The organism is Streptomyces sp. NPDC087440, from assembly GCF_044744005.1.
Classification (GTDB): Bacteria; Actinomycetota; Actinomycetes; order Streptomycetales; family Streptomycetaceae; genus Streptomyces.
In genome coordinates, this window is record NZ_JBIUXN010000012.1 from 129,168 (window position 1) to 147,178 (window position 18,011).

The following is an 18,011-nucleotide window of genomic DNA, read 5'->3' on the forward strand; positions in this document are numbered from 1 at the left end:
CCGGCACCGAACGGAACCTCCCGAACCCCCGCCCGCGAAGCCGCTCATCCCGGCCTCGCGGGCGGTGTGTTGCCCGCACCCTCCCCGCATCCTGCTCAGCTGAGGATGGTGGTGAGGAACTCGCCCGTCCAGGACAGCAGTTCCCGGCCCACCACCGGCTTCCCGCCGATCTTCCCGGTCGTCGGCCTCGGCACCAGGATCTGGTGCGCGGCGGACTTGATCACCGTGCGCGGGTACAGCCGCTTCAGCCGCAGCTCCTGCGACTCCCGCAGCTCCACCGGCGCGAACCGGATGTTCGGCCCCTGGAGCACGATCTCGCCGACCCCGCAGGCCCGGGCCAGCATGCGCAGGCCCGCGACCAGCAGCAGGTTCTCCACCGGCTCCGGCAGCTTGCCGTAACGGTCGGTGAGTTCCTCCCGTACCGCCGCGATGTCCGCCTCGGTCGTGGCCGCGGCGATCGCCCGGTACGCCTGGAGGCGCAGCCGCTCCCCCGGTGCGTAGTCGTGCGGGACGTGGGCGTCCACCGGGAGTTCGATCTTGACCTCCAGCGGGGCCTCTTCCTCCTCGGTCCCGTCGACGGCCGCCCGGTAGTCGGCCACGGCCTCGCCGACCATGCGGATGTAGAGGTCGAAGCCGACGCCCGCGATGTGGCCGGACTGCTCGCCGCCGAGCAGGTTGCCCGCGCCGCGGATCTCCAGGTCCTTCATCGCCACGTACATGCCCGCACCCATCTCGGTGTGCTGGGCGATCGTCGCCAGCCTCTCGTGCGCGGTCTCCGTGAGCGGCTTCTCCGGCGGGTACAGGAAGTACGCGTAACCGCGCTCGCGGCCACGGCCCACGCGACCGCGCAGCTGGTGCAGCTGGGAGAGACCGAAGTTGTCGCCGCGCTCGACGATCAGCGTGTTCGCGTTGGAGATGTCGATGCCGGACTCCACGATCGTCGTCGACACGAGCACGTCGAACTTCTTCTCCCAGAAATCCACGACGACCTGTTCGAGCGCCGTCTCCGACATCTGCCCGTGCGCGGTGGCGATGCGCGCCTCGGGGACGATCTCGCGCAGCTTGGCCGCCGCCCGGTCGATGGACTCCACCCGGTTGTGGATGTAGAAGACCTGGCCCTCGCGCAGCAGTTCGCGGCGGATGGCCGCGCCGATCTGCTTCTCCTCGTACGGACCGACGAAGGTCAGCACCGGGTGCCGCTCCTCCGGCGGGGTGGTGATGGTCGACATCTCGCGGATGCCGGTGACCGCCATTTCGAGCGTACGGGGGATGGGTGTCGCCGACATGGTCAATACGTCGACATTGGCCCTCAGCTTCTTCAGCTGCTCCTTGTGCTCGACGCCGAAGCGCTGCTCCTCGTCGACGATGACCAGGCCCAGGTCCTTGAACTTGGTCTCCTGGGAGAACAGCCGGTGCGTACCGATGACGATGTCGACCGCACCGTCCCCCAGCCCGGCGAGGGTGGCCTTCGACTCGGTCTCCGTCTGGAAGCGGCTCAACGCCCGCACATTGACCGGGAACTGGGCGTACCGCTCGGTGAACGTCCCGAAGTGCTGCTGCACCAGCAGCGTCGTCGGCACGAGCACCGCCACCTGCTTGCCGTCCTGCACGGCCTTGAACGCGGCCCGCACCGCGATCTCCGTCTTGCCGTAACCGACGTCGCCGCAGATCAGGCGGTCCATCGGCACCGACTTCTCCATGTCCTCCTTCACCTCGGCGATGGTGGACAGCTGATCGGGCGTCTCCGCGTACGGGAAGGCATCCTCCAGTTCGCGCTGCCAGGGGGTGTCCGGGCCGAAGGTGTGGCCGGGCGCCGCCATGCGCGCGGAGTACAGCTTGATCAGGTCGGCGGCGATCTCCTTGACCGCCTTCTTCGCCCGCGCCTTGGTCTTCGTCCAGTCCGCGCCGCCGAGCCGGTGCAGGGTCGGGGCCTCGCCGCCGACGTACTTCGTCACCTGCTCCAGCTGATCGGTGGGGATGTACAGGCGGTCGCCGGGCTGGCCGCGCTTGGCGGGCGCGTACTCGACGAGCAGGTACTCGCGGGTCGCGCCCTGCACCGTACGCTGCACCATCTCGACATATCGACCCACACCGTGCTGCTCGTGCACGATGAAGTCGCCGACCTGGAGGGTGAGCGGGTCGACGGACTTGCGGCGGCGGGCGGGCATCCGCCCGAGTTCCTTGGTGGCGGTGCGCTGCCCGGTGAGGTCGGTCTCCGTCAGTACCGCGAGCTGGAGCACCGGGTCGACAAATCCATTGTCGAGACCACCGCAGGCGACGTGCACGACGTTGGGCGAGATGCTGGCGAGGTCGGCGTCGAGGCGGGCGGCGATGCCCTCCCCGCCGAGGACCTCGACCGTACGGGAGGCGGTTCCGTGCCCCTCCGTCACGAACACCACGCGCCAGCCGTCGGCCAGCCACCCCTGGGTGTCGGCGAGGGCCTTGGCGGTGTCGCCCCGGTAGGTCTCGGGGGCGTGCATGCCCAGCTTGAGGGTGTCGTCCTCGAAGTCCGCGTCGTCGGCCGCGAACGGCGACACCGACCACCACATCATCCCGAGCTCACGGGCCCGGTCGCGGACGTCGGCGATGCCCCACAGCGAGGCCGCGCCGACGTCGATCGGCGCCTCGCCGCCCCCGGCGGTGGCCGCCCACGACGCCTGGAGGAACTCCTGGCTGGTCGCCACCAGGTCGGCGGCCCGGGTCCGTACCCGCTCCGGGTCGCAGACGACCGCCATCGACCCCTCGGGCAGCACGTCGAGCAGCAGCTCCATGTCGTCCACGAGAACCGGAGCCAGTGACTCCATACCCTCGACGGCGATCCCCTCGGCGATCTTGTGCAGCAGCTCCCCCAGTTCGGGATGCGCCTCGGCGAGCGCCGCGGCCTTCTCCCGCACCTCGTCCGTCAGCAGCAGCTCGCGGCAGGGCGGCGCCCACACCCCGTGCTCGGCGACCTCCAGCGACCGCTGATCAGCGACCTTGAAGTAACGGATCTCCTCAACATCGTCCCCCCAGAACTCCACCCGCAGGGGGTGCTCCTCGGTCGGCGGGAACACATCCAGAATCCCACCCCGTACGGCGAACTCACCGCGCTTCTCCACCAGTTCGACCCGCTGGTACGCGGCCGCCGCCAGCGCGTCGGTCACCTCGGCCAGATCAGCCGTCTCCCCCGACCTGATGGCCACCGGCACCAAGTCCCCCAGCCCCTTGACCTGCGGCTGGAGCACGGATCGTACGGGTGCCACGACCACGCTGACCGGCCCGGTGGCCGGGTCGTCCGCCCTCGGGTGGGCAAGCCTGCGCAGCACCGCGAGCCGCCGCCCCACCGTGTCCGACCGGGGCGAGAGCCGCTCGTGCGGCAGGGTCTCCCAGGCCGGGAACTCCGCCACGGAGTCCTCCGGCAGCAGGGTCCGCAGGGTGGCGGCCAGCTCCTCGGCCTCCCGCCCGGTGGCGGTGACGGCCAGCACGGGCCGGCCGGCGTCACGGGCGAGGGCGGCGAGGGCGAAGGGGCGGGCGGCGGAGGGTCCGACGAGGTCGACGTGCATGCGGTTGCCGTCGACGGCGGCCTTGACCGCTTCGGCGAGCGCCGAGTCTCGTACCACTGCATCCAGCAGGCCGTGCAGGCTCATGAAAGGCATCCATCCGAACGCGTTCGATCACTGAGGTGGACCGCGCACGCCCGTGGCCGGGGGCCGAGTGGGCAACGCGAGCCGCCCGACACGTCGCACGGGCCGGGGGCTTCCCAGCCTACGACGCGTCCCGCCGAGCCGCTGGCGGAAGCGAGGCGCCCCGTAAGGGGCGCGGCCCTGCACCCAATCTGCGGCTCCACCGCGCTGGGCGCCCCTTCAGGGGCGCGGGGCTGTACTCGATGTGCGGCTCCGCCGCGCGGGCGCGCCCCGTCAGGGGCGCGGGGAACTGCGCGACCAGCCACGACGCACTCGCACGGGAACCCTTGGCAGCCGCGCGGCGAGCGCTTTAGGGAAAGGGGCGGGTCCGGGGCCTCTCCTGCCTGAGCGGCACGGGCTGACGCGTCCGGTACGGGGGCGGGCCGCGCCCCTTTGGACGCGCACCCGGCGCAGGTGCTGGGCCAGGGGCGGCACCGGGCGGGGCCGGAAGCGGGAGGGGCCGCCCCCTTGCCCGCCCGTCCCGCCCCCGGGGGGCGGCCCCGCCGCCCAAGGGGGCTACGGAGAGGGGGGCGGAGCCCGGGGGGACGGGGCGGCAAAGACCGGCGCCCGGGCCCCGCCGCCCAAGAGGGCCAGGCGGAGCCCGGGCAGCAGGGCCAGGGGTCAGAGGTCAGGGGCCCGCAGTGGGGCCAGGGAGAAGCCCCCCTCAGTCCGTCGCGATCGCGTTCAGGATATTGAGCCGCCCCGCCCTGAACGCCGGCACCAGCGCCGCCAGCAACCCCACCACCGCCGACGCCACGAACACAACCACCAGCGTGCTCCAGGGAATCTCCAGAATCGTGATCCCCTCCAGCGCCAGCAGCTTCTGCGCCGCCGTCCCCCACGCCAGCCCGAGCCCCAGCCCCAGCACCGCCCCGAACAGGGCGATCACCACCGACTCCAGCCGGATCATCCGCCGCATCTGCCTGCGCGACAGCCCGATCGCCCGCAGCAGCCCGATCTCCCGGGTCCGCTCGACCACCGACAGGGCCAGGGTGTTGACGACGCCGAGCACGGCGACCACGATCGCCAGCCCCAGCAGCCCGTACACGATGTTGAGCAGCTGGTCGATCTGCGCCTTCAGGTCCTTCTTGTAGTCGGTCGAGTTGAGCACCTTGTACTGCGGGTACGCCGCCACGGCCTTCTTCATCGCCGCGTACGCCGCGTCCGCCTGCCCGTCCGCCGCCTTCGCGAACAGCATCACGTCCTGCGGCATCGCCCGGGCCGGGATGTGCTGTGCGGCGGTCGCGACGCTCAGATACATCGCCCCCTTGTCGACATTGACGTCGTCGGTCGTCACCGCCGCCACCCGCAGCTGCACACTCTTCCCTCCGGGGAAGACGACCCCCAGCTCGTCGCCGACCTTCACCCGGTGCTGCTTCGCATACTCCTCGCCCACCGACATCGCCCCGGGCTCGTACGCGTCGGCCAGCGTGCCGGAGACCGTCTCACGCTTCAGGTCCTGCATGTACGAGGGGTCCGTGGCCGACAGCATGCGCCGCCCGGTGGTCCCGTCCGGGGCGGTGACCTTCGCGTCGACGCCCTTGTAGTGGGTGACGTGCGCGAGCCCGGCCACGCCCTCCACGGCCGCCCGCGCCTGCGGCAGCACCGGCTGCCCGTTGCTGGACCGTACGGTGAAGTCCGCCCCCACCGACCGGTCCAGCTCGTCCGTCGCCGAGGCGACCATCGAGGACGCCCCCACCGACAGGCACGCCACCAGCGCCAGCCCGATCATCAGAGCCGACCCGGTCGCCCCGGTCCGCCGCGGATTGCGCAGCGCGTTGCGCTCGGCCATCCGTCCCACGGGCCCGAACACCCGCAGCACCACGGCCGACAGCCCCTTCACCACGAGCCCCACCAGCAGCGGCCCGACCACCACGAAGCCCACCAGGCTGCTCACCACCCCCACACCGAGCAGCAGTGCCCCCTGCCCCGACGTCGTCGCCCGTGCCGCCGCGTACAGCGCGGCCCCACCGGCGAGGACCAGCACCGCACCCAGCACGGCCCGCACCCGCCCGGACCTCCCGTCCGCCGGAACGCCGACGTCCCGCAGCGCCGCCATCGGCGACACCTTCCCCGCCCGCCGCGCGGGCAGATAGGCGGCGACCACGGTGACCACCACCCCCAGCACCACCCCGATCACCGGGGTCGGCCACCGGAAGGTGAGGTCGGCGGTGGCCAGGTTCATGCCGATCGCGCTCATGAACTTCATCAGCCCGAGGGCCAGCCCCACCCCGGCGGCCACCCCGAGCAGCGACCCGACGACGCCGAGCAGCAGCGCTTCGAGCAGCACCGACCGGTTGACCTGACGGCGGCTGGACCCGAGCGCCCGCATCAGCCCGATCTCCCGGGTGCGCTGGGCGACCAGCATGGAGAACGTGTTGATGATCAGGAAGATGCCGACGAGCAGCGCGATCCCGGCGAAGCCGAGCATCGCGTACTTCATGACGTCCAGGAAGGACGCCAGGTCGCTCTTGTTCGCCGCCGCCTCCTCCGTCTTGGTCTGGTACGTGTACGAGCCGGCCCCGAGCGCGCCGCTCACCGCCGCCTTCAGCTGCGTCTCCGAGAGACCGTCCCCGGCCGTCACGTTGATCCCGGTGAACAGCCCGGCCCCACCCAGCAGTTGACGCTGCGCGGTCGCGGTGTCCAGGAAGACGAGCGTCGCCCCCGGGTTGGTCGTACGGAAGGTGGCGATGCCGCTGATCCGCGCGGTGTGGTCCCCGGTCACGGCGATGGTCCGCAGCTCGTCGCCCAGTTTCAGCCCGTGTTTGTCGGCGGTGTCGGCGTCGACCATGACCTCGGTGGGCCCGCGCGGGGCGTGCCCGGAGGTGATGTCGAGGGAACGGGCGTCGCTGGAGGACCAGTTGCCCGCGAAGGTGGGGGCGCCGTTCTCGGAGCCCATGTTCGTGTTGTCGCCGTTGACGACGGTGACGGACTCGCTGCTCACCGTGCCCTCGGCGGCCTTGACCCCCTCGGTCGACTTCAGGGTGCTCACGGCGGCGGCCGGAAGGGTCAGCGGGCGGCCGGAGTTGCGCGCCGCCTGGTCGTCCTTCTCCTTCTTCGGCGTCACGGTGACGTCGGCGGAGGTGGTCGCGAAGAGCTTGTCGAAGGTGGTGTTCATGGTGTCGGTGAACACCAGCGTCCCGCAGACGAAACCCACCGACAGCAGGACGGCCACGGCGGAGAGCACCATGCGTCCCTTGTGCGCGAAGAAGTTGCGCAGCGACGTCTTCCAGACGGTCACGACGTCCGCCCCCGCCCGTCGAACGCCTTCATCCGGTCGAGTACGAGTTCGGCGGTCGGCCGGCGCATCTCGTCGACGATCCGGCCGTCGGCGAGGTACAGCACCCGGTCCGCGTACGAGGCGGCCACCGGGTCGTGCGTGACGATCACGATGGTCTGGCCCAGCTCGTCCACCGACAGCCGCAGGAAGTCCAGCACCTCGGCCCCGGACCGGGAGTCCAGGTTCCCGGTCGGCTCGTCACCGAAGATGATCTCCGGCCGGGCCGCCAGCGCCCGCGCCACCGCAACCCGCTGCTGCTGCCCGCCGGACAGCTCGCTGGGCCGGTGCTTCAGCCGGTCCCCCAGCCCCACCGTCTCCACGACCCGGCGCAGCCAGTCGGCGTCCGGTTTGCGGCCCGCGATGTCCATGGGCAGCGTGATGTTCTCGATGGCGTTGAGCGTGGGCAGCAGGTTGAACGACTGGAAGATGAACCCCACCCGGTCCCGCCGCAGTTGCGTGAGCCGCTTGTCCTTCATCCCCGTGATCTCGGTGTCGGCGAGGTGGATCTCCCCCTCGGTCACCGTGTCGAGCCCGGCGAGGCAGTGCATCAGCGTCGACTTGCCCGACCCCGAGGGCCCCATGATCGCCGTGAACTCCCCCCGGACGATGTCCACATCGACGTGGTCGAGCGCCACGACACGGGTCTCCCCCATCCCGTACGCCTTGACGACCTGCCGTGCGCGCGCCGCGACGGCCGCGTTCCCTGCTGCGCCCCCGTGCTGGGGAATGCCTACCGCCGTTGTCATGCCAAGTCCCCTTATTCGATCCCGTACTTCGCCTAAGACCAAGCTAAGGACGGGAATCTCCGGGCACGTCGGCCGTGGGTACCAAGCGGGCACTGCACCCACGTAGGGACCTCCACCCCCCGCCCTCAACCCATGGGTGGAGCACGGGGCCCGGGCCTCTCCACCCGCTGCGCGCCCTCCCCGCGCCGACCTGCGGGTGAGACGCTGTGCCGAGAAAATACGTGCAGGGGGAAGGGAATTCGGTGGCCGACAAAGATGTAAGTGGCACGGGCGCAGGCCCCGCACCCGGCGTCGTCGCCGGGGCGGCCGCGGCCCGGCGCGGGCCGGTGGTCGCCGCGCTCATGCTGGGCATGGCGCTCGCCGCGCTGGACGGCACGATCGTCTCGACGGCCGTCCCCCAGATCGTCGCCGACCTGGGCGGTTTCACGGTCTTCTCGTGGCTCTTCTCCGGCTACCTCCTCGCGGTGACCGTCACCCTGCCCGTCTACGGCAAGCTGTCCGACACCTTCGGCCGCAAGCCGGTCCTGATCACCGGCATCGCCCTCTTCCTCCTCGGCTCCATACTCTGTGCGCTGGCCTGGAACATGCCGGCGCTCATCGCGTTCCGCATCGTGCAGGGCCTGGGCGGCGGGGCGATACAGGGCACGGTCCAGACCGTCGCCGCCGACCTCTACCCCCTCAAGGAACGCCCCAAGATCCAGGCCAAGTTGTCCACGGTGTGGGCGGTGTCGGCGGTGGCGGGCCCGGCCGTGGGCGGCGTCCTCGCCACCTACGCGGACTGGCGCTGGATCTTCCTGATCAACCTGCCGGTGGGTGCGGTCGCGATGTGGCTGATCGCAAAGTTCCTGCGGGAACCGGACCGCACCCGGGAACCCTCCGCCTCCCCCCTGCGTTCTCGTATCGACTGGCCCGGAGCACTCGCCGTATTCGCCTGCGGCGGGCTGCTGTTGACGGCGCTGGTGCAGGGCGGGGTCGTCTGGCCGTGGCTCTCCGCCCCGTCCCTGACGCTGCTGGCGGCGAGCGCCGTACTGGTCGTGGTCGTCGTCCTGATCGAGCGGCGCGCCGCCGAGCCGATCCTCCCCGGCTGGGTGTGGCGCCGGCGCACGATCGCCGCGGTGAACGTGGCGCTGGGCATGCTCGGGCTGCTCATGGTCGCCCCGACCGTCTTCCTGCCCACCTACGCCCAGACGGTGCTCGGCCTCGGCCCGACCGCAGCGGGCTTCGTGCTCTCCATCATGACGCTGAGCTGGCCGGTGTCCGCGGCGCTGAGCCAGCACGTGTACGGGAGGATCGGGTTCCGCCAGACCGCGATCATCGGCATCTCGCTGGCCACGCTCATTCTGCTGGCCTTCCCCCTGCTCCCCTTCCCCGGCTCGGCCTGGATGCCCGCACTGATCATGCTGCTGCTGGGCGGGGCGCTCGGCCTCTTCCAACTCCCGCTGATCGTCGGGGTGCAGTCGACGGTGGGCTGGTCGGAACGGGGAACGGCGACGGCGTCGATCCTCTTCTACCGGCAACTGGGCCAGAGCGTGGGGGCGGCCGTCTTCGGGGCGGTGGCGAACGCGACCCTCTCCGACCGCCTCGCCTCCGCACCCCCCGCGCTCCGGGACGGCCTCCCGGGCGACCTCGACTCGGTCTCCCACGCCCTCACCGACCCGGACTCGACGCTGGGCGCGGCGGCCGCGGACTATCTGCGCCGGGCGGTCGACGCGGCGGTGGACCACGTGTACGTGGGCGCGGCGGCGGCGGGCTTCCTCTCCCTGGTCGCCCTGCTGGTGCTGGCCCCCAGGAGGTTCCCGGTCCTGACCGACCCGACGCCGGGTTCGGCCGACGGGGACCCGGCGGCCCGGCCGGGGGTTGCTCGCGCCCCTGAAAGGGGCGCGGGGAACTGCGCAAAACGCCAGCCCCCCACAAAGCCGCGCGGCGAGCGCTCTAGGTGAAGGGGCGGGACCGGGGCGAAACCCGGGGGTCCGGGGGCAGCGCCCCCCGCCCGCACCCCCACCCCCCCCCCCCGCGGCGGGGGGGGGGGTTTGGGGGGGGGGGGGGGGGGGGGAACGCGGGGGGGGGGGGGGGGGCCCCCCCCCCCCCCACGAACAGCAACCCCCCACCCACCCGCACAGAAACCCCCGCCCCCCCCCAGGGCTCACCCCTCCGCCACCGCCCTCCCCGTCAACGCCGCCAAACTGTTCCGCACATGCGCCATATGCGCCTGCACCTCCTCCCGCTCCTCCTCGTGCTCCCTCAGCACCCGCTCCGTCTCCCGCTCCACCCGCGCCTCGACCCCCCGCGCCTGCGCCACCAGCTCCGCACCCCGCGCCTCCGCGTCCTCCTGGCCGTGCCGGGCCTCCTCCTCGGCCTCGGCCAGCCCCCTGCGGGCCGCGGCCAGGACCGCCTCCGCCCGCGAGGTGAGCGCGGCGAAGCGTTCGTCGGCCTCCGCCTCCCGGGCGGCGACGGCCCGCTCGGCGGCCTCCCAGCGCTCGGCGTGCTCCTTCTCCTGGTCGGTACGGACACCCTCGCTCTGCTTGCGGATCTCCTTCAGGGCGGCCTGCGCCCGGGTCCGCCACTCCTTGGCGTCCCGGCGGGCCGCCGTCCGTACCCCGTCCGCGTGCGCGGCCGCCTCCGTCAGCAGCCGGGACGCCGTCTCCTCGGCCTCCGCCCGCACCCGCTCGGCCGCCGCCCGGGCCGCGTCCCGTACCGACAACCCCTCGGCCTCGGCCGCCGCCGTCACCTCCGACGCCTCTTCCTCCGCCCCCGCCCGCAGCTCGTCGGCCGCCTCCCGGGACAGGGCCAGGATGGTCTGCGCCCCCTCGCCCAACGCCTCGTACGTCTGCGGCGGCAACTGCGCGACCCGCTCCCGCAGGGCGTCCGCCTCGGCCTCCATCTGCTTGGCCAGCACGGTCAGCCGCGCCGCCCGCTCCCACGCGTCGTCGCGGTCCCGGAACAGTGCGTCGATACGGCGGTCCACCTGTTCCGGGCGGTAGCCGCGGCCCCGCACCGTGGTGAAGCCGTGGGGTGACGTCGATGCGTTCATCCTGTTTTCCCCTTTCTCAGCGGCCTTTCGGCGGCGACCAGGAAGCAGGCCAGAGACTCCGGCAGAACCTGATGTAACGGACTCAAGTGTCCATAACCCGACACTCTGCCCGATGGCCGCCCCCGTTCGGGGCAGGAAAACGGCCGGGGCGCACCACCCGATCCCTCAGGTCGTACGCCCCGGCCCCGCGCCGAAGCCGCCCTACAGCAGCCCGTCCCACATCTGCTCCAGCAGCACCGACCACCAGCTCTCCGGCGACGCCAGCGCCGCCGGGTCCAGTGCCGCCAGCTGCGCCTGGAAGTCGACGGTCCAGCGGCCCGCCTGCTCGGGGTTGAGCCCGAACCGCAGTCGCCACATCCGTCCCAGCAGCGCCAGCGACCGTACGAACTCGGGCAGACCGGTGTTCACGAACTGCGGCGGCACCGGAGCCCCGCCCGGACCCGCCTCGACCGGCACGGCCACGATGTTCGCCGTGCCGTACTGCACGCAGAGCGCACGCCCGAAGTCCGAGCCCATCACCAGGTACGACCCGGCGTCCGACGCGGGCTGCACCCCGCGCTGCTGCGCCAGCTCCGCGAGCGTCGGCACCGGCTGCCCCGGCACCGCCTGAGCCCAGAAGAACGGCCCGAAGTCGACCGGCAGCCCGGCCCACATCAGCGTCACCGCCACGGCCTCCGGCACACCCTGCCGCGAGACCGCGTTCTGGTCGAACCGGAAGAGCGCCTGCGGCCCGAACGCCGAGACCAGCTCGTGCGCCACCCCCTCCGGCGTCGCCGGCGGGAGCTGCGGCAGCTGGCTCGGGTGCGGCAGCGGCGCCCGCACCGGAGCCGGCCGCGCCGGGCCGTCGGCGACCTGGTGCAGCTCGCCCTGGTGGGTGAGCAGGTGCCGCATGCCCTGCTGGCGCGAGGCGTGATCCGTACCGTACGGAGCCACGCTCGTGATCCGCACCTGCGGCCAGGTCTCGCGGATCATCCGCGCGCAGTAGCCGCCCGGGAGTTCGCAGGACGCCAACTCGGTGTGCAGCTCCAGCACTTGCTGCGGCGGGACCTGCATCGCGCGCAGCTCGTGCAGCATCTGCCACTCCGGGTGCGGGGTGCCGGGCGCGCTGCGGCGGATGAGCTGCTGCTCGGAGCCGTCCTGGGCGCGGTAGCGCAGCACCGCCTGGTAGCCGGGGCCGACCGTGGGCAGCCCGGCGGGGGGCTGCTGCGGGTAGCCGTAGGCGGGCGGCGGCTGGTGACCGGCGTGCGGGGGCGGCATGTTCGGCGGCGGCATGTTCGCGGGCGGCGGCTGCATCTGGGCGTGCGGGGGCGGCATCGCACCGGGCGGACCGGGCGGCTGCGGAGCCCCGGGACCACCGGGCGGGTTGGCGAACATGGTCGCCGCGTGGTGCACACCGCCGCCGGGCGGCGGGGTCGCACCGGGAGGCCCGGGGGGCTGTGGAGCCCCTGGGGCCCCCGGAGCTCCGGGCGGGCCGGGCGGCTGCGGAGCCCCGGGACCGCCCTGCGGCGGACTGGCGAACACGGTCGCGGCATGGTGGACACCGCCACCGGGCGGCGGGGTCGCACCGGGAGGGCCGGGCGGGCCGGGCGGCTGGGGCGCGCCCGGCTGTCCGCCCTGGCTCGGGTCGGCCAGCATCGTCGCCGCGTGGTGCACACCACCGCCGGGGGGCGGCGGAGTCGAGCCGGGAGGCCCGGGCGGGCCGGGCGGCTGAGGCGCACCGGGGCCACCGGGACCGCCGCCCGAGCCGAGGTGCGGAACCATCGCCGTCGGTACGTAACCCCCCGCCGGAGCGCCGGGAGCACCCGGCCCCGAGGGCGGCGGCACCGCACCGGGACGCGCACCCGGGGTGCCGGGGGCACCGGGCGGCGGCGGGGTCGTCGAAGCACTGCCGCGCCGGGCGCCGGGCGGCAGGGTGGCCTTGCTGGTCGCGGCGTCGGCGATGTCCTCGGCCCCGGCGGACAGGCCGGGGCGTCCGGGGGCACCGGGGGCCGCAGGGGCGCCGGGAGCTGCCGGGGCTGCGGGCGGCTGCGTACCGGAACCCGCACCCGGTGCCGAAGCGGAATCCGCTCCCGGGAGCGGTCGTGGGGCCGACGGGTCCGGCAGGGCGGGTGCGACGGCCGTGCTGGGGAGCTGGCTGCCGCCCTGGATCAGCGAGGTCTTGGCCTCGGGCCCGACGCCGGGCGGCGGGGTGTCGTCGTCGTCCGCCCCGACGAGCGGGGGTGCGAACACGGTGGCGGGCAGCGGAACACCGCCCGCGTCCGAGGAGTTGGTGTCCGTCCCGGCCCAGGGGGTCGCCCCGGCCGGCGGCGGGGTGGGGCCGCCGCCGTACCCGGCGGGCGAGCCCGGACCCGTACCGGACGGGGAAGCGGAAGCCGCCGGGGCAGCGGAACCGGAGGAACCGGAACCCGACCCGGAGCCCGATCCGGAACCCGGCCCGGACCCAGACCCAGATCCGGACCCCGACGACGACCGCCGGTCCGGGACGCCCATCTTGTCCGCGGCCTCCTGCAACCACTCCGGCGGTGTCAGGAGGAAGGAGGTCTGTTGCAGGTCGACGCGCTGCGGCGGGGCCGGAGCGGGCTCGTCCGGTTCGCCCGCCGGGCTTCCGTACGCCTCTTCGTACCGCCTGATCACCTCGCCCACCGGCAGCTCCGGCCACAGTGTGGCCTCGCCGCTGTCGCGGGCGATGACCAGGCGCTGCCGCCCGCCGTCGGAGACCGGACCGTTCTCCCGGTCCTCCGCCCACACCACGAACCCGAGGTCGAACTCCCGCACCCGCACCTCGCGGTGCTGGTACGCGGGCACGTCCCCGTTGACCCACTCGTCTGCGCGTTCCTGCGCCTGCGCGAACGTCACCATCGGACCGTCACCCCCGTCGTACTCGTACCTGAACCCACCAACACGTCACACCTCGTCGGAGACGGGGACCGCGCGGGCGAAACCGCCGTCCACCATCAGATCCGCCACCGTCTGCAACTCCGGCGGACTGCCCGCCAGCCGCTGCAGGAACTCGTCGAAGTCCTCGCCACAGGGCAGCAGCAGCCGCTCCACCCGCTCCTGGACCGACCAGCCGTCCTGGTCGCGCGCGTCGTCGTACGCGCAGAACCACACCGAACCGGTGTTCTCCCCGCGCACCTTCACGGCGAGGATCCCGCCCTGCACAAAGGTCACGCCGAGGTAGTCCTTGGTCAGGTGATCGCGCAGACACTTGTTGACGTACACCAGATCGTTGACACCCGCCTCGTCGCGCACGGTGAAGAACGGCTGGTCGACCAGCAGCCCCAACTCCGCGTCCAGCGCCGCCCCGACGGGCGCGCAACCGCCCGCCGCCTTCAGGAAGGAGCGGTACGCACCGGGCAGCCGGTAGCCCAGGTCCTCCTCCACGCCCAGCACCTGCGACTCCGACACCGCGACCGTCCCCTTGGGCAGGCCGAAGTGCACGGGCCGGGTCTCCTGGAGCGGTCGGGTGCCGCGCTTGTCCTGGTCGACCTCGGTCGTCGCGAGCCCGCCGTGGTGGCGCAGCAGCGCCTTCACCTCGACCGGGACCAGGTGCATGCGCCGGGTGTGCGGTACGTGGTGCCAGGTCCAGCCGTGCGGGGTGGCGACCGGGTCGAGCGTCTCCCACAGCTCGTGGCCCTCGGCGTGCAGGGCCGCGTTGGCCGACACGTAGTCGGTCAGCCGCAACTCGTCCACGCCGAAGCCCTCGGGGGGCTCGGCGATCTCGGCGGCGGCGCGCGCGTAGGGCGCGAAGTCCGGGTAGCCCTCGCCGTCCACCCGCACACCCTGGGGGTGGCGGGCGGCCCGGACCGGGTCCGGGAAGTTCACGAGCTGCCCGGCGTAGGCCGCGTTCGGTGGCGCGGCCTCGTGCCCGAGCCGACCTGTCGTCATGGCTGTTGCCCCCTGCTGCGTCCGGCGGATTCACCACAGCCTATGCGGTGGTGCAACAGGGGGTCCCGCCCCTGTGGGGCGGCTGTGACGCTCGTACGAAAGGGCCGTGACCGGCGGTGGACCGCCCCTCCACGGGCCGTCACGCGCAGGCGTCCCGGGGCCCACTCGCGTCCCGGGAGAGGGGGCGCGGAGAGTGCCGCATCGGGCGCCGCTTCGGGGGGACTCGCCCGAACCGGTGCCCCAGCTTCCCCAGGACAGGGCACATTTGGCAGGCTGTCCCCGCAACTCGGGGGATTGCAGGGAGGGAACGCACCACCATGCACACTGCACAAACAGGAAAACCGCCCACAATGCGGGCAACGGGGACAACAGAGGCGACAGGAGCCGCGGGCACACCAGCAAGCCGTACGGGCCACACCATGGGCCGCAGCATGAGCCACGCCGCAGAAAGCGCCACGGGGACTGCCACGGGAAGCACTTCGGGCAACGCGCCGGGAAGCGTCTCGGGGACCACTTCGGGCAACGCTCCGGGAAGCACCCCGGGCAACTCCCGGGGCGACACTCCGGGAAGCACCGCCACCCACCCCACGATCCACCTCACGGGTGACCGCACCGAGGCACCGTCGGGCCCGGCCGCGGACCGCACCTCCGGCGACCGCTCCACCGGGGGCCACACGTCCGGCGACCGGTCCACTGTGGGCGACGCGTCCGGCGACCGCTCCACCACCGGCGACCGCCCCTCCGCGGACCGCTCCAGCGGCGACCCCCGCCTCACCTGGAGCAGCACCGGCGCCCAGCCCGCGCCGCCCGCCCTCCGCCACCGCCGCGACGGCATACTGCCCACCGTCGCCGCCGCCCTGTCGGTACGCGGCGCGGACACGCTCACCTGCACCGCGGGCAGGGGCGACCAGCCGCCCGCACTGCACCCCCTCGTCCAGGACTTCCTGGACACCCTCACCAGCAACCAGCGCACCCGCTCCACCGGCCGCTGCCCCGAAGCGATCCTGCTCTCCCGGCACATCACGGCCGCCGAGTCGGGCCGCTCCAAGCGTGCCGCCCGCAAACCGCTCACGGCCAGCGAGGCACGCCGCTCCCTCAAGCACTCCAAGCTCACCGCACGCCGCATCCGCGAGGACGGCGACCCGCTGCACGGCAGTTACGCACCCCCCTGCCGCTCCTGCGCACCGCTCCTCGCCCACTTCGGCGTACGTCCGGTGGACCCCACGGCCGAGAAGGGCTGACCCGCACCCCCATGCCCCCCACTCCCACCCCCACCAACGGGCCCGCCCACCTCAACACCAGCACGACCCGCTTCCCGGTCGCCGTCGACGCGGCACTGCGGGACGCGGGCTGGCAGCCGGGCCGCTGGGACATAAAGCAGGCCGAACACTGGGCCGACACCCTGCGCGCCCACATGTCCCCCGCCGGTCACCACCACACCGTGTTCCCCGCAGCCGTCGAGGCCTGGGCCGAATTCGGCGGCCTGCGCATCACGCCCCCGGGGGCGGGCCGCCAGATCGCGCCCACCCCGATCCACCTCGACCCCCTGCACGGACTCCACCTGGCCCGCACCTTCGCGGACCTGGGCCGGGCCCTGGACACCGGGATCTGCCCCCTGGGCCAGGAATCCACACCCGCAGGCGACCCGCAGGCCACCCTCGCCATCGACACCGAGGGCCGGGTCTACAGCCTGGACCACACGGGCGACTGGTTCCTGGGCCACACCGTGGACACGGCCCTCGCCACCCTGATCACAGGCACCCAACCCCCACGCCTCACCACGACCTGACGATCACCGGGGCCCTTGGGCTCCGGCTCTCACCGCCCCGTCCCCTTGGGCTCCGCCCTCTTCCTCTCCCCCCGCCCCCTTGGGCGACGGGGCCGCCCCAAGGGGGCGGAACGGGCGGGCAAGGGGGCGGCCCGCCCGACTCCGGGCCACCCCGCTCCCGGCCCTCTCGCCACCGGCCCACCCCGGCACCGCCCCCTGGCCAAGCCCCCCGCCGGACGCCCGTCCCAAGAGGCCCCGCCCCACCCTCGTACCGCCCACGCCCCCGAAGGGGCCAAGCCACCCCGTACCCCCCAAACCCCCTACACCGGCAACACCGCCGACACCCGAAACCCCCCCGCCTCCGTCCCCCCCGCCACAAACACACCCCCCAGCGCATTCACCCTCTCCCGCATCCCCACCAGCCCGTTCCCCCCACTCGGCAGCCCCACCTCGACCGCCCCCGCATCCGACACCCCGTTCTCCACCTGCATCGCGACCTCACCGTCCCGATACGCCAGCCGCACCCACGCCTTCGCCCCCGCCGCATGCTTGTGCACGTTCGTCAGGGCCTCCTGCACCACCCGGTACGCCGTCTGCTCGACCAGCGCCCCGCACTCCACCGGCTCCCCGTCCACGGACAGCTCCACCACCATCCCGGCCGCCCGCGACTGCTCCACCAGCATCTCCACATCGGCCAGACACGGACCGCCCTCCGCCGCGGCAGCCGCAGCGGCCGCGGCCGCCCCGACCGCCGCCAACGGCTGCGGCCCCGCAGCAGCCGCCTCCCGCACCACGGCCTCCCCCGACCGCAGCACCCCCAACATCTCCCGCAACTCCGTCAACGCCTGCCGCCCCATGTCCCCGACCAGCGCGGCATTCTTCACCGCCTTCTGCGGATCCTTCAACGCCACCGCCTGCAAGGCAGCCGCATGCACCACCATCAGACTCACCCGGTGCGCCACCACGTCGTGCATCTCGCGCGCGATCCGCGTCCGCTCCTCCGTACGCGCCCACTCGGCCCGCTCCTCGGCCCGGTCCGCGAGCAGCGAAAGCTCCCGCTCCAGCGAATCCGCCCGCTCCCGCAAGCTCTCCATGAGCCGCCGCCGCGCCCCTATGTACAACCCCAGCAGCACGGGCGGCGCGGCCATCCCCAACGCCAGTACGAACGAGATGACCGCCGTGTACCCGATCCCCTGGTCGAACTCCGCGCCGTCGTCCCCCGCCAGCGTCCGCATCCGCACCCACGACGCCACCAGCGTCCCCAGGAACGACATCGACGCCAGCAACGCCGTGATCCGCCGCGGCACCTCGGACGCCGCCAGCGTGTAGAGCCCGATGACGCCCATCAGGAAGCCCAACTCGGCCGGCGTCACCGCGATCGACACCAGCACCACCGCGATCGGCCACCGCCGCCGCACCAGCAGCGTCGACCCGACCACCAGCCCCAGCAGCACCCCGAGCACCATCGGCACGCCGGTCTGGTCCGTGAACGAGATCCCCTCGACCGCGCACTCCGCCGCCGACGCCGCGGCCAGCCCCGCGTCGAGCACGACACCGCGCCGCCGCTCCCACCACCAGAACCGCGGACTGGTCAGGTCCACGTCGCCCCGGCTCTCCCCCGTAACGGTCATACAAC

10 protein-coding genes are annotated in these 18,011 nt (G+C 73.2%); 3 read left to right on the plus strand and 7 right to left on the minus strand.

From position 1 onward, the window contains the following. Positions 1-95: 95 nt before the first annotated feature. The 3 genes from mfd to ACIO3O_RS23600 form a co-directional block, all read right to left on the minus strand. Positions 96-3,626 (minus strand): transcription-repair coupling factor, encoded by a 3,531-nt coding sequence (gene mfd / locus ACIO3O_RS23590; protein WP_401748904.1) that lies wholly within the window; start codon positions 3,624-3,626, stop codon positions 96-98. Between the two features lie 700 nt (positions 3,627-4,326). After that, on the minus strand, positions 4,327-6,903 hold the full coding sequence (locus ACIO3O_RS23595) for an ABC transporter permease (protein WP_401748905.1): 2,577 nt from the start codon (positions 6,901-6,903) through the stop codon (positions 4,327-4,329). Further along, positions 6,900-7,688, minus strand: a complete 789-nt coding sequence (locus ACIO3O_RS23600; RefSeq protein ID WP_401748907.1) for an ABC transporter ATP-binding protein — start codon at positions 7,686-7,688, stop codon at positions 6,900-6,902. The genes ACIO3O_RS23595 and ACIO3O_RS23600 overlap by 4 nt, the downstream gene beginning before the upstream one ends. 341 nt (positions 7,689-8,029) lie before the next feature. On the opposite strand from ACIO3O_RS23600, the gene ACIO3O_RS23605 reads away from it, so the two are divergent. Beyond that, a complete protein-coding gene (locus ACIO3O_RS23605) occupies positions 8,030-9,628 on the plus strand; it encodes an MDR family MFS transporter (RefSeq protein WP_401749125.1) in 1,599 nt (532 codons plus the stop codon). A 203-nt stretch (positions 9,629-9,831) separates the two neighbouring features. On the opposite strand, the gene ACIO3O_RS23610 is transcribed toward ACIO3O_RS23605, so the two are convergent. The 3 genes from ACIO3O_RS23610 to ACIO3O_RS23620 all read right to left on the minus strand — a co-directional run bounded on the left by ACIO3O_RS23610 (position 9,832) and on the right by ACIO3O_RS23620 (position 14,607). Beyond that, entirely contained in the window at positions 9,832-10,719 is an 888-nt protein-coding gene (locus ACIO3O_RS23610; protein ID WP_401748909.1) for a cellulose-binding protein, read from the minus strand. A gap of 201 nt (positions 10,720-10,920) precedes the next feature. Beyond that, complete coding sequence (locus ACIO3O_RS23615; protein ID WP_401748911.1) at positions 10,921-13,578, minus strand: SUKH-4 family immunity protein; 2,658 nt, start codon at positions 13,576-13,578, stop codon at positions 10,921-10,923. Positions 13,579-13,623: 45 nt separating this feature from the next. Then, positions 13,624-14,607 carry an SMI1/KNR4 family protein gene (locus ACIO3O_RS23620; protein ID WP_401748912.1) on the minus strand — a complete coding sequence of 328 codons (984 nt, stop codon included), beginning with the start codon at positions 14,605-14,607 and terminating at the stop codon, positions 13,624-13,626. A 695-nt stretch (positions 14,608-15,302) separates the two neighbouring features. On the opposite strand from ACIO3O_RS23620, the gene ACIO3O_RS23625 reads away from it, so the two are divergent. Next, complete coding sequence (locus tag ACIO3O_RS23625) at positions 15,303-15,848, plus strand: YwqJ-related putative deaminase (protein WP_401749127.1); 546 nt, start codon at positions 15,303-15,305, stop codon at positions 15,846-15,848. An 11-nt stretch (positions 15,849-15,859) separates the two neighbouring features. Continuing rightward, positions 15,860-16,396: an SUKH-3 domain-containing protein gene (locus ACIO3O_RS23630; RefSeq protein WP_401748914.1), complete on the plus strand. Its 537-nt coding sequence runs from the start codon at positions 15,860-15,862 to the stop codon at positions 16,394-16,396. Between the two features lie 299 nt (positions 16,397-16,695). On the opposite strand, the gene ACIO3O_RS23635 is transcribed toward ACIO3O_RS23630, so the two are convergent. Beyond that, positions 16,696-18,006 carry a sensor histidine kinase gene (locus ACIO3O_RS23635; RefSeq protein WP_401748916.1) on the minus strand — a complete coding sequence of 437 codons (1,311 nt, stop codon included), beginning with the start codon at positions 18,004-18,006 and terminating at the stop codon, positions 16,696-16,698. Positions 18,007-18,011: the final 5 nt, after the last annotated feature.